Annotated in this window: 8 protein-coding genes; 7 read left to right on the top strand and 1 reads right to left on the bottom strand. The window is 31.6% G+C overall.

Translation table 11 applies throughout. The features are described 5' to 3' along the window. Positions 1–32 precede the first annotated feature (32 nt). Positions 33–1184 (bottom strand): hypothetical protein, encoded by a 1152-nt coding sequence (locus tag ACWYN7_RS03860; protein ID WP_462858531.1) that lies wholly within the window; start codon positions 1182–1184, stop codon positions 33–35. Between the two features lie 116 nt (positions 1185–1300). Between ACWYN7_RS03860 and ACWYN7_RS03865 the strand changes: the two genes are divergently transcribed. From ACWYN7_RS03865 to galB, 7 genes are all read left to right on the top strand, one after another. Continuing rightward, the gene (locus tag ACWYN7_RS03865; protein ID WP_462858532.1) at positions 1301–4159 is read left to right on the top strand and encodes a glycoside hydrolase family 2 TIM barrel-domain containing protein; all 2859 of its coding nucleotides are present in this window, start codon (positions 1301–1303) and stop codon (positions 4157–4159) included. A 5-nt stretch (positions 4160–4164) separates the two neighbouring features. Further along, on the top strand, positions 4165–5469 hold the full coding sequence (locus ACWYN7_RS03870) for a glycoside hydrolase family 117 protein (protein WP_462858533.1): 1305 nt from the start codon (positions 4165–4167) through the stop codon (positions 5467–5469). After that, on the top strand, positions 5456–6979 hold the full coding sequence (locus ACWYN7_RS03875) for an alpha-L-fucosidase (protein ID WP_462858534.1): 1524 nt from the start codon (positions 5456–5458) through the stop codon (positions 6977–6979). The genes ACWYN7_RS03870 and ACWYN7_RS03875 overlap by 14 nt, the downstream gene beginning before the upstream one ends. A 130-nt stretch (positions 6980–7109) precedes the next feature. Next, entirely contained in the window at positions 7110–8387 is a 1278-nt protein-coding gene (locus ACWYN7_RS03880; RefSeq protein ID WP_462858535.1) for a glycoside hydrolase family 117 protein, read from the top strand. A 309-nt stretch (positions 8388–8696) separates the two neighbouring features. Next, a complete protein-coding gene (locus ACWYN7_RS03885; protein ID WP_462858536.1) occupies positions 8697–9569 on the top strand; it encodes a family 16 glycosylhydrolase in 873 nt (290 codons plus the stop codon). Positions 9570–9586: 17 nt separating this feature from the next. Further along, positions 9587–11110, top strand: coding sequence for a sulfatase family protein (locus ACWYN7_RS03890; protein ID WP_462858537.1), 1524 nt, complete (start codon positions 9587–9589; stop codon positions 11108–11110). Between the two features lie 162 nt (positions 11111–11272). Continuing rightward, positions 11273–13735: a beta-galactosidase GalB gene (galB, locus tag ACWYN7_RS03895; RefSeq protein ID WP_462858538.1), complete on the top strand. Its 2463-nt coding sequence runs from the start codon at positions 11273–11275 to the stop codon at positions 13733–13735. Positions 13736–13766 lie beyond the last annotated feature (31 nt).

Below are 13766 nucleotides of genomic sequence, written 5' to 3' on the forward strand. Positions count from 1 at the left end.
ATAAATTATTTAGGTTGATGTAAAAACCGCAGTTAAAAAGGAATAACATCTATAATTTTAAGATCAGTTTCTGTTCTATTTATTCCTTTTACTTTAAAAATAGCTGTAAAATACTTTTTCCCTTTCAGATATTTATCAGAAAAAACTTGTAAACTATCTTTACTTAAAAAATAATCTACAGTTGCACTTACGCCAATATCATGCTGCGAAAAAAACACAAAATGTTCCGTATTTCCAATGCTTTTGTATTTTGAAACAATGGCATATTCTTCTGCAATTATGGGCGATTTTATAGAAATTATACTGTCTTTTTTATAGATAGATTTGGCTATAATTAAATCGTCATTTTCAATTTTACAAAACGGATTTCCTTCGTTAAAAAACTTTAGAAATAAATTTTTGTTTTTGGTAGGGCCAACATAAATTACATGGCCTTCCTTTATTTCTGGAATAGCAGTTTGTGTAGAAAATCGAATGTCGAAACTTTTTTTATAATTCTGAAAAAAAGACTGAAATTTTTGGGTAGCCAAAGCACTCATTCTTGTGCTATAACTGTATTTCGAAGGTTTAATTTTATTTTTTAAATCCGGGTTTTTATCAATAAATTTATAAAAGTCTTCAGATGAGTTAATCTTAAAATCTCTTGTCCAACCATTTTTATTGGTAATTGTTTTTCCTGATATTCCAAAATGATCGCCAATAAAAAGTTTTGTTTTTGCATCATTTTTTAAAAAAGGTTTCCATAATTCTGGAGGTTTATTAGGTAAAGAAGTAAAGAACCATAAAAGCAAAACAGCAAACAAACTAAAATACGGTAAAGCCACTTTCCAATTTATTTTTTTTAGTTTTTGCTGTTTAACATCGTTTCTAATAAAGCTAATGTTGTATTGCCCTTTTAAAATTTGTAAAATCCATTCTTCATTTTTTCCTTCATTTAAATAAAAGGCATCTAATTTCTTTCTTAAATTATAAACATTTACTCTAACTCTCGGGTTATTTTTGTTTGATATTTCAAAACCACCAAAAAAATCAATATCAATAATGCTCTCTTTTAAAGGTGTTTTATTTTGAGTAGCTTTAAACAAATAGCGCAATAAAGCAATGCTTGTAGGTGCATTTTTAAAGGTGTTACTTTCAGTAATTCTAGCAACAATTTCTTCTTTTTTTTGATTGCTTAGCTTCATGCTTCTTTTTTCAAATTTTAACGGTTATAGCTACAGTTAAAGCGACGTTAATGTACTCAAATTTAATGATTATTGATAAATTTAAACTCTAAAAATTCAATTATTCTTTATTTAATATGCAAAAATTTAAAAATTTATTAATAGCATTTATTCTGCTGTTTGTGCTAAAAGGTTCTGCTCAAAATGAGCAGGAAAGCAATTCTAAAAATGCAGAAAATACAACGCAAATAAAATATCTGTCAGGTACAGATAAAGACAATTTAGTGGAATGGGATTTTTGGATTTCTGAAGGAAGAAAAAGTGGAAAATGGACAAAAATTGCTGTGCCTTCTTGTTGGGAACAAAAAGGTTTTGGAAACTATAATTATGGTTTTGATGCTAAGAATAAAAAGAAGGTTTTTGATGAATTTGGATTGTATAAACATCGTTTTTTTGTAGATAAAGAATGGAAAAATAAAGCTGTTAAAATTGTTTTTGAAGGTGTAATGACAGATGCTGAAGTTAAAGTGAATGGCAAACTTGCTGGGGCAATTCATCAAGGGGCATTTTACGAATTTAAGTATGATATTACCAAGTTGCTAAAGTTTGGTAAAGAAAATATTTTAGAGGTTAAAGTAAATAAAAGATCATCAAACGCATCAATAAATTTTGCAGAAAGAGATGCCGATTATTGGATTTTTGGTGGAATTTACAGACCTGTTTATTTAGAAGTGTTACCAAAAAATAAAATTGATAGAGTTGCCATTGATGCTAAAGCAAATGGAAATATAAAAATGGATGCTTTTGTTGATGGAAATAAAGCAGATCATATTCAATTAACTTTATTAAACGTAAAAGGTGGTAAAATTCAAAATTTATCAATAAACAAATTTGAAAAAGTAAAAGGAAAATTTAGGATAGAAAGCAAAGCATCAAACATCAAAACTTGGAATGCCGAAAAACCAAATTTATATCAATTAAAAATCGATTTATTAGATAAAAACGGAAGTATACTTCACAGCGTAAAAGAAAGAATTGGTTTTAGAACTGTTGAAGTTAGAGAGGCAGATGGAATTTATGTAAATGGTCAAAAAATAAAATTTAAAGGCGTAAATCGTCATTCTTTTCATCCTTCTTCTGGAAGAACAACTTCAAAAAAGTTGAGCATTAAACATGTTAAAATGATGAAAGATATGAATATGAATGCTGTAAGAATGTCTCATTATCCACCAGATAAACATTTTTTACAAGCTTGCGATTCTCTAGGATTATTTGTGATTGATGAAGTTTGTACTTGGCATAGTCCGCATTTAGATACTAAAGTTGGTCGTAAAATAGTAAAAGAAACAGTGGTTAGAGATGTGAACCATCCATCAATTTTATTGTGGGCAAATGGAAATGAAACTGGTTGGAATACAGAGCTGGATGATGATTATGCTATTTGGGATATCCAAAAAAGAGAGGTAATTCATCCTTGGAATATTTTTAGAAAAACAAATACCTTACATTATTTCAGATATCATGCATTGGCTTCTGATGCTTATAAAAAGGATAAAATATTTTTTCCAACTGAATTTTTACACGGTTTATTTGATGGTGGTCATGGAGCAGGTTTAAATGATTATTGGCAGAAAATGTGGAATATGCCTTTAAGTGCAGGTGGTTTTTTATGGGATTTTGCAGATGAAGCCATAGAAAGAACAGATCAAAATAATCATCTAGATACAGATGGCAATCATGCAGCAGATGGTATTGTTGGGCCTTATGGAGAAAAAGAAGCCAGTTATTTTACCATAAAAGAGGTTTGGTCTCCAATTTATATTGAAGATAGATACATTAGAGATAACTTTAATGGAAAGTTTAACATCGAAAATCGATATCATTTTACCAACTTAAATGAATGTAAGATGATTTCAAAATGGATAAAATTTAATAATCCAGATGATAAAGAAAATTCGGTTGTTTTATCAGAGAGTAATGTAAAATTACCAGCATTATTACCTTTAGAAAAAGGAAGTTTTTTTGTTGATAAACCATCAAATTGGAAAGAAGCTGATGCACTACATTTAACAGCTTTTGATGTAAAAGGAATGGAAATTTTTACTTGGTCTTATCCTGTAAAAACACCAAAAGAATTGGCAACATCTATCAAAATAGATTCTGAAAAAGGAACAATAAAAACCGAAAATAAAGATGGAGAAATAACAGTATCTGTAAACAATATGCAGTACAATTTCTCTAATAAAACAGGGATTTTAAATAAAGTTGTTAAAAACGGTAAAGTTATTCCATTATCAAATGGACCACTTATTTTGGGGCAAAATGATAAAATTATTGATCTAAAAATCAGTGAATCTGAAGAGAACACTAAAATACAAGTCATTTTTGAGTTAAAAGACAAAACTCCAGCTTGGGCAAGTCACGTAGAATTGAGTTCTGATAAAATTCAATGGACAATTCATAAAAACGGAATTTTAGACCTTCATGTAGAAATGAAAGGAAAACGTATTGTTAAGAATTATAAGGGCATTACGTTTTCATTTCCAGAAGAAGAAGTAGAAGGGATGAAATGGTTGGGTGATGGACCATACAGAGTATGGAGAAATAGAATGAAAGGTACTCGTTTTCAGGTTTGGGAAAACGATTATAATAATACTGTAACAGGAGAATCAGGTTTTGTGTATCCAGAGTTTAAAGGATTCTTTTCTAGTTTGTATTGGGCAAAAATTAAAGGGAATAAAAATAACGGATTTACAGTGTATTGCAAAACTCCATTTACATTTTTAAGAATGTTAACGCCTCAAAACCCGAAGAATGACAACAAAGACAGAACGTCTATAAAATTTCCAAAGGGAGATATTTCTTTTCTAGTGAATATTCCTGCTATAGGTACAAAATTTCAAGATCCATCAACTATGGGCCCAGAAGGAAATACAGAAAATTATTTTGGTAATGATGATGATCCAATCATCATAGAATTAACCTTCGAATTTTAAAAACTATGATAAAAGTTAAAAACATTTTAGTGCTTTTTATTTCAATAGGTTTACTTTTTTCTTGCGATAAAACCACAAAAAGAGATGAATATAACAGCAAAAAAGACTTTCCTTTTTTTATGCCTTCAGAAAAACCTAATAGACCTTTAAGTGCAGCTGTACAGCGTAATTATGACAATTACGAATCGATTAGACCAGAACAAAATGAACTATATTCTCAATTTAAATACACCAAATTAAAAGGTTTTGATTACAATAATGGAGATGGTACTATTACACGTAGAGATCCATCAAAAGTAATTTATGAGAATGGCAAATATTATGTTTGGTATACAGGCCGTAAATCTCCAGTAAAACCAGTTGGAATGGCAAGAGCCAAAGAAGCTACAGATCAAATACCTTCTAGTGATTGGGATTTGGCAGATATTTGGTATGCAACTTCAGAAGATGGTTTTACTTGGAAAGAAGAAGGAATTGCAGTAGCTAGACCTCCAAAACCTCAAGCGGGTTGGCGCTCTGTAACCACCACAGATATTTTAAAATGGAAAGGAAAATACTATTTATACTTCCAAGCATTTATGGAAGCTAGTGGTTTACGTGGCGATTTTTGTCCTGTTTCAGTTGCTTGGGCAGATTCTCCAGATGGACCTTGGACTCACACAGGTAAAATTGTAATTCCTAATGGGCCAGAAGGTTCTTGGGATCAATACTCAATTCATGATCCTTATCCTTTAGTACATGATGGAAAAATATATTTATACTATAAAGGCGATTTTGATAAAAAACCAGAACTAAAACCATCAAAAATTAGAATGCAAGGTTTAGCAATTGCTGATAATCCTTTAGGGCCTTTTAAAAAACACCCTTTAAATCCGGTAATTAATTCGGGTCATGAAACAACATTATTTCCTTTTAGAGAAGGTGTTGCTGCTATTGTTCAAAGAGATGGACAAGAACATAACACCATACAATATGCCAAAGATTGGGTAAATTTCGAAATTGCTTCTATTACAGAATTACTGCCTGTTGCAGGAGGACCTTTTGTGCCAGATGCGTTTACAGATACTAAAAATGGAAAGGGAATTACTTGGGGAATTTCGCACTTTATCAATGCAAATGGTAACTGGAGACATACAGTGTTAACTCGTTTTGATTGTGATTTAAGCACTGAAATTCACGATGATGATATGAAAAAACATTATTACAGTTATCCTCAAGATTTTTATTACAAAAAACATGGTTTAAATAAAAAGCAACGAAAAAGAATTGAAGAGCAGTATAAAAAATTGAAACAAAATGCATCAAAATAAAATATTTGCTATTGCTGTATTTGTATTATTAATAGTGGCTTGTTCGCAAACTAAGCGGAATACAAATAAAGGTATAGAGTTGTATAAACCCACCTTCGAATCGCTATCAAAACATGGTGCAGCACCTGAGTGGTTTGCAGATGCAAAATTGGGTATCTATTTTCATTGGGGGCCTTATAGTGTGCCTGCTTATGGCAGCGCTTGGTATCCTCATAATATGTACAAAGACAATAGTGCTGTACGAAAATATCATGAAAAAAATTACGGAAGTATTTATGAGTTTGGGTACGAAGATTTTATTCCGATGTTTAAAGCAGAAAAATTTGATCCAAATGATTGGGCTAAATTATTTAAAATGGCAGGTGCCAAATTTGCTGGGCCAGTAGCTCAACATCATGATGGTTTTGCAATGTGGGATAGTGAAATAAATCCATGGAATGCTGCAGATATGGGGCCAAAAAGAGATATTTTGGGTGATATTTTTACATCACTAAAAAAAGAAGGGTTAAAAACCATTGCTACTTTTCATCATGCAAGAAATGGGCAACGAAATGCAAATAAACCAGAATTATGGAAAAACGCTTACAACAGTCATTATGTATATCATCCAGATTTACCCACTGCCACAACAGATGAAAAACTAAGAAAATTATTTGGGAATTTTGAAACTATAGAAGAATTCAATCAATATTGGTTAGATCAAGTAAATGAGGTTGTAGACAAATACAGTCCAGATATTTTATGGTACGACTCTTGGTTAAATTTAATTCCTGAAGATAAAATTTTGCAAATGGCTGCACATCATTTTAACAACGGATTAAAGAATGATAAAGAAGTAATGTTAGCGCATAAACAAGAAGATTTGCCACAAGAATTTAGTGTTTTAGATTACGAACAAGGAGGACGAAAAGATGCTTGGCCAACTCCATGGATGACAGATGTTACTTTAGGTAAAAATAGATGGATGTATGTAAAAGGGCATCCCTACAAAACTGCTGATTTAGTAGTTAGAAATATGATTGACGTTTGGAGTAAAAATGGAGTTGTTTTGCTAAATGTTTCGCCAAAAGCAGATGGTGTCATCAACCAAGAACAAAGAAATATTTTAAAAGAAATTGGAGATTGGATGCAAATTCACGGAGAAGCTGTGTATGGTACAAGACCTCATAATATCTTCGGATTTGGAAATGCACAAACAGGTAAAGGACATAATGCAGGGCAATCATCAACCGTAAAATATACTGCAGATGATGTGCGTTTTACTGTGGCAAAAGATAAAAAAGCCATGTATATTTTCTTTTTAGGAAAACCAGAAATTGGCAAACGCATACAAATGAAATCTATTGGTGGCTATCATAGAAATATACCTCCAGGTAAAATTAAAAAGATCATTCATTTGGGTTCTAATACCGAAACTAAATTTGAACACAGCACATCTACATTTTATTTAACCATACCTGATGCAGAGTTAAATAGCATAGCAAATGTCTTTAAATTAGAATTAGAGTAAGTTATTGCTAAGTTAGTTTGTGGGTAAATAAAGAACATTTAATCTCTAAAGATGAATATTTGTTTACTGCTTTAAATAAAGTAGCAACTACATTTACGGAATTAATCAACTGCTTCCAACATCAATTAAAATGAAAAAAATATTTATACTTTTAGTCTTACTAAGTTTTTTAAATGCTTGTAATAAAGCAACAGAAGAAGTTACAACAGAAACTTCTGAAAAAGAATTAAAAGCATTTCCACATCATTTGCCAAATAAAAAACCGGATATGCCTTTAAGTAGCGCATTAAATCGTTTGTATGATAATTATTTAGCACCAAAACCTCAAGATAATGAGTTGTTTTCTCAGTTTAAATATACAGAGTTAAAAGGTTTTGATTATAATAATCATGATGGAACAATAAGCAGAAGAGATCCATCAAAAGTCTTAAAACATAATGGTAAATATTATGTTTGGTATACTTACAGAAATACACCAACACCACCAAAAGGAGCTAAAAAAAGTACAGATGTTATTCCTTCTTCAGATTGGGATTTAGCAGAAATTTGGTATGCAACTTCCGATGATGGATTTACTTGGGAAGAACAAGGAGTGGCTATTAAAAGACCAGAAAAACCAATTGTTGGTTGGCGTTCTGTAACCACTACAGACATTTTACAATGGAAAGGTAAATATTATTTATATTATCAAGGTTTTATGGAAGCTAGTGGAAAACGTGGTGATGATTGTCCTGTAGCAGTTTCGTATGCAGATTCTCCTGATGGACCTTGGACTCCTTATAACAAAATTGTAATTCCTAATGGTGGAGAAGGAGAATGGGATCAATATTCAATTCACGATCCATATCCACTTGTGTATAAAGGTAAAATCTATTTGTATTATAAATCAGACTTTGGAGAACCTGGAGATTGGGTAAGAATGCAAGGTTTAGCAACTGCCGATAATCCTTTAGGACCATTTACAAAACATCCATTAAATCCGGTGATTTCTTCTGGACACGAAACCTCACTTTTCCCGTTTAAAACAGGAATTGCAGCAATGGTTTATAAAGATGGAAATGAACACAATACTGTACAATATTCAGAAGATGGTGTAAATTTCGAAATTGCCTCTATTACAGAAATGATGCCATACGCAGCAGCAGCTTATGTTCCTGATGCTTTTACAGATACCAAAGATGGTCGTGGAATTACTTGGGGAATGGCTCATTTTATCAATTATAATTCTAATTGGGGAACTTTTCATTCAGTATTAACTAGGTTTGATTGTGATTTAAGTCAGGATATTCATGACCCTGAAATGAAAGAGCCAAGAATACCATTTACACCTCAAGACTATTATAAACGTAGTTTATCAAAAAAACAAAAGAAGCGCATTCAAGAATATAATAACAAGGTTTTAAAATAACTTTTTGATGAAGTTTAGACTGCCAAATCTAAATTTCTATTTAGTTGAAGAATTTGTAGTTCTCAAAAAGCAAAATTTTATCATTTAAAAGGTTGTTGCTAAAAGAACAAAGGAGGGTAATCAGTAAAACTTATTTATTCGCTGCAAATTAATTGCTATGAGCTTCTCTCACCGATATTTTTTAGACAATAGACTTATATATTTCTTAATTAGAACATATATCCTACAAACTTGGCCATATGTCAGTACTCAATTTGGGATCAATATTTACTTTTATCATCATAAAATAATATTGATAAAAGATTAATTATGGCAAGTTTAAAAAAGTTAGTTGCACTAATAATTATTATAACATTTAATTCTTTGTATGCACAAAAATCGCCTTATTTTCAAAAAGGTGAAGATCCAAAACCAGAAGGTAAAAAATGGAAATTGGTAAAAGGAATGTCTGATGAGTTTAAAGGTAAAAAAGTAGACGAAGGCAAATGGCAAATTTCTGGTCAAGGTTGGATTGGTCGTGCACCAGGTTTGTTCCAAGCAGAAAATATAAAAGTAGAAGATGGTAAGTTAAAAATAACCACAAAAAAATTAGCAAAACCCGTTGTAAAAAACGGAAATACTTTTACACACGGAGGTGGTTATGTAGGTTCTTATCAATCTATGAAATATGGATATTACGAAGCCAGAATGAAAGCCAATAAAACATTTATGTCTTCTACTTTTTGGTTGATAAATGATAGAAAAGGAGCCAAAGGTTGCGATAATAGAGTTACAGAATTAGACATTCAAGAATGTTTTGGACAAATTACATCAGACAAAAAATTTACGATTGGGTTCGATCAAAGAATGAACTCTAATACACACAGTAGAGGTGTAAAAGAAGGTTGCGATATTTTAGAAGGTAGAGCACCAGCAAAGGCAAATTTAGAAAGTGGTAAAGTCTATGATGATTACCACGTTTACGCAGTTTGGTGGAAAAGCAAAGACGAAATTTTATTCTTTTTAGATGGTAAGTTTGTGCAACAAGTAAAACCACCATCAGATTTCGATTTAGACATGCATTTAAGAATGGTGGTAGAAACTTACAACTGGAATCCTGTGCCAGCAGATGGTGGAATGACAGGTTCTAAAGAAGATAGAACAACTTCTTACGATTGGGTACGTACCTGGAAATTAAAATAATAATACAATATTTAATGATGAAAAAAATTATAACACTGTTAGTTTTGGTATGTTTTTTTACCAACGCATTTGCACAAAAAAAAGATACAAGACCTAATATAATTGTTGTTTTAGCAGATGATATTGGTGTAGGCGATATTTCTAAATACAGAAGAATACACAGTAATAATATTATTTTAGAAACTCCGAGTATAGATAATCTTGCCACAGAAGGAATCATGTTTACAGATGCGCATTCACCTGCAGCTTTGTGTGCTACATCTCGTTACGCAATTATGACTGGGAATAGTAATTTTAGAAGTACAGCTCCTTGGGGTGTTTGGTCTGGCTATGCAAAATCGGCCATTAAAAAAGACCAAATGACGCTCGGAAAATTAATGAAACAAGCAAATTACAACACAGCCTTTTTCGGAAAATGGCATTTGGGTACAACTTTTAAATCTAAAAACAATCCAGAAAAATTATATTTCGATAAAAATGGTAAGGTTGATTACGATGTAGATATCTCAAAAATTATCATTGGTCCTAAACAATTAGGTTTCGATTATAGTTTGTCTTTACCTGCAGGTATTCAAGGGCCTCCTTATGCTTTTTATGAAAACCACGAATGGATGAAATTAAAGCCAGATTCTAAAATAGAAATGATTGATGAAAACTATATGAAAAACATCAATCTAAAATTAGATAAAAACCCTGGTTTTGGAGATTCTAATTGGGATCCTCATAATGTTGGCGGAATTTTAGCTACTAAAGCAACAGCTTATATTGCAGAAAACGCAAAAAAAGACAAACCATTTTTTATGTATTATTGCTCGCAAGCAGTACATGTACCACATGCGCCAATAGATAAATTAGATGGTAAAAAAATAAAAGGCACAACTCCTTCTTTGCATTTAGATATGGTTAAAGAATTAGATACACAAATGGGGATGTTAGTAGCTGAGCTAAAAAAACAAGGTGTTTATGAAAATACTGTCTTTATTTTTACTTCTGATAATGGTGGTTTAATGAAAAAAAACACCATAAAATCTGGTCATAAAGTAAGTGATATTTATAGAGGTTCTAAAAACAAATTTCACGAAGGGGGACACAGAGTTCCTTTTATAGTTACGTGGCCAAACCAAATTAAAAAGAATCAAAAATCGATAAAGCCAATTTTAGGACAAGATATTATGGCTACAATTGCAGCAATATCTAATCAAAAATTAAGTAATCAAGTTGCCCAAGATTCTTACAACCTTTTACCAGCGTTATTACAAGAAGAAAAAAAGGAAAAAAGAAGTCATTTAATGATTCAAGGTGGCTCTGCACATCACGTAATCATTATCGAAGATGGTTGGAAACTTGTGATTAAGGTTGATAAAAAAGACAAAACCAATAAAACCAGAATTCCTGTTGCTTTGTTCGATCTAAACACCAATATCAGCGAAAACGAAAAGTACAATTTTGTAGCATCAAAAAAACATCAAGAAAAAGTAAAAACACTATTTGATACCTATAATAAAACAAGAGATTCTAACGAAACCACTTCTGTACATTAACCATTTAGTGTACAAAATTAAGTAAAAGTTAAGTACTTTACGAAACCTAAAAATTCTTAAAAGAACATCTGTTATAACTATTTGCTCATTTGGAATCTTTAGGTTTTTTCTTTTTTTGTTAATTGCTTACTCAATAATTTATCACCAGATAATTAATTAAAAATGAAGAATAAAAGTATTTTATTTTTTGTGATGTTGGCATTTCTTGTTACATCTCAAAACACAATTGCACAAGATTTAAATTTTAACGATTCGTGGCTTTTTTATAATGATGTAGCAAAAGGCGCAGAAAAAGTAGATTTTAATGATGAAGATTGGCGAAAATTAAGTTTGCCTCATGATTGGGCTATAGAAGGTCCTTTTGATGTAAAATACAATGCACGTTCTGGAGGTTTACCTTTTCACGGAACTGGTTGGTATCGTAAGCATTTTACAATGGATAAAAGTGCTGAAGGTAAATTGGTACATATGGAGTTTGAAGGTGCTATGTACGATGCTCATGTTTGGATAAATGGAAATTTTGTAGGCAACAGACCTTATGGATATATTGGTTTTGAGTTCGAAATAAGTAAACATTTAAAATACGATGGTTCAGATAATGTTGTTGCTGTAAGGCTAACCCCAAAAGATTTATCATCTAGATGGTATCCAGGAGCTGGTTTATATCGTTCTGTATGGTTAAAAATTAACAATCCTGTTCATGTAGAACAATGGGGCGCATACATAACCACACCAACAGTTTCTAAAAAAGTAGGTGTTGTTCAAAATGAAACTACCATTGTAAACAGTTCAAATGTAGCTGCTAAAGTAACCGTAAAACAAGAGTATTTTTCTCCTGATGGTAAATTGGCTGCAAAAATTGATGATGAAATAACTGTAAAAGCAAATTCTAAAGCTGTTTCTGGTACCTGGGTAAATGTGCAAAATCCTAAAATTTGGGATACCGAAAATCCGAATATTTATAAAGCGGTAACAACCGTTTTTAAAGACGGAAAAGTAATAGATACTTACAATTCAACTTTTGGTTTTAGATCAATTTCATTTACAACCGAAGGCTTTTTCTTAAATGGAAAAAAGATAAGATTTAACGGAGTTTGTTTGCATCATGATAATGGTGCTATAGGTGCTGCTGTGTATAGAAGAGCAGATGAACGCAAGTTGCAAATTATGAAAAGTATGGGTGTTAATGCTATTCGTACAAGTCATAATCCACCTTCAAGAGAGTTTTTAGAATTGTGTGATGAATTGGGTTTATTGGTTTTAGATGAAGCTTTTGATGTTTGGAAAGAACAAAAAGTAGAAAATGGCTACAACGTGTTTTTTGAAGAATGGGCAGAAAGAGATATAAAAGATATGGTAAAAAGAGACAGAAATCACCCATCTGTAATTATGTGGAGTACAGGTAACGAAATTCATGAGCAACATGACAAAAAGAATGGATGGAAGGTTGCTAAAATGCTACACGAATACTGTAAAGCAGTAGATCCAACTCGCCCTACAACCTTAGGAATGAACAATTTTGAAGCTCCTTATAAAATGAATTTTGCAGCACAATCAGATATTGCAGGAATCAATTATAAGCCAACAAAATATGCTTACATCCATGAAACTTATCCTCAATTAGCGCTTTATGGTTCAGAAACTTCGAGCTGTACAAGTAGTAGAGGTGTGTATCATTTACCTATAGAAAAATATAATACACATGACTCTAAGCATGTAACAAGTTACGATATTATTGGGCCACCTTGGGCTTATCCACCAGATGTAGAGTTCCATTTTCAAGAACAAAACCCAAATATTATGGGCGAATTTATTTGGACAGGTTTCGATTATTTAGGAGAACCAACTCCTTATGGTGGTAAAGACAATTCTACAAACGGATATTGGAATGCAGATTGGCCTTCTCGAAGTTCTTATTTTGGAGCTGTAGATTTAGCAGGTTTTCCAAAAGATAGATTTTTCCTATACCAAAGTCATTGGACCACAAAACCAATGATTCACCTTTTACCTCACTGGAATTGGAAAGGTATGGAAGGTAAAGAAATACCTGTGTATTGTTATACAAATGTTGATGAAGCCGAACTTTTTGTAAACGGAAAATCTATGGGTAAAAAAGTAAAAGGTGTAGATTTTACAGAAATAAAAGTAGACTTTATTCGCTATGAACCAAAAACCTTTAAATCTAAATACAGATTGTCTTGGAACGTGCCTTATGAACCAGGAACTATAAAAGTGGTTGGTTATAAAGATGGTAAAAAGGTTAATGAAAAAACAATTAATACTGCTGGTAAACCTTATCAAGTTAAATTATCTGTAGACAGAAATGTTATAAATGCAGATGGTTCAGATTTGGCTTATGTAACTATTAGAGTAGAAGATAGAAATGGAAACCTAGTGCCAAATGCAGCAAATTTGGTAAAATTTTCGGTAAAAGGACAAGGTGAGTTGTTGGCTGTTGATAATGGAGACCAAACTAGTGTAGAGTCTTTTCAAGCACATCAAAGAAAAGCGTTTAGTGGTATGTGTTTGGCCATTTTAAAATCATCTACAATTTCTGGTAAAATAGAATTAACAGCAAAATCTAAATCATTAAAATCCGATAAAATTATTATAGAAACAAAGTAGTTGAAATTTGTATGTATTTGAATTGATTAAA

The sequence above is a fragment of the Polaribacter sp. M10 genome, from assembly GCF_054968445.1.

What these genes read in the sequence shown, in the direction of transcription:
- ACWYN7_RS03870 (WP_462858533.1), top strand. Translation starts at nt 4,165, where the DNA reads ATGATAAAAGTTAAAAACATTTTAGTGCTTTTTATTTCAATAGGTTTA.
- galB (WP_462858538.1), top strand. Translation starts at nt 11,273, where the DNA reads ATGAAGAATAAAAGTATTTTATTTTTTGTGATGTTGGCATTTCTTGTT.
- ACWYN7_RS03865 (WP_462858532.1), top strand. Translation starts at nt 1,301, where the DNA reads ATGCAAAAATTTAAAAATTTATTAATAGCATTTATTCTGCTGTTTGTG.
- ACWYN7_RS03885 (WP_462858536.1), top strand. Translation starts at nt 8,697, where the DNA reads ATGGCAAGTTTAAAAAAGTTAGTTGCACTAATAATTATTATAACATTT.
- ACWYN7_RS03890 (WP_462858537.1), top strand. Translation starts at nt 9,587, where the DNA reads ATGAAAAAAATTATAACACTGTTAGTTTTGGTATGTTTTTTTACCAAC.
- ACWYN7_RS03880 (WP_462858535.1), top strand. Translation starts at nt 7,110, where the DNA reads ATGAAAAAAATATTTATACTTTTAGTCTTACTAAGTTTTTTAAATGCT.
- ACWYN7_RS03860 (WP_462858531.1), bottom strand. Translation starts at nt 1,184, where the DNA reads ATGAAGCTAAGCAATCAAAAAAAAGAAGAAATTGTTGCTAGAATTACT.
- ACWYN7_RS03875 (WP_462858534.1), top strand. Translation starts at nt 5,456, where the DNA reads ATGCATCAAAATAAAATATTTGCTATTGCTGTATTTGTATTATTAATA.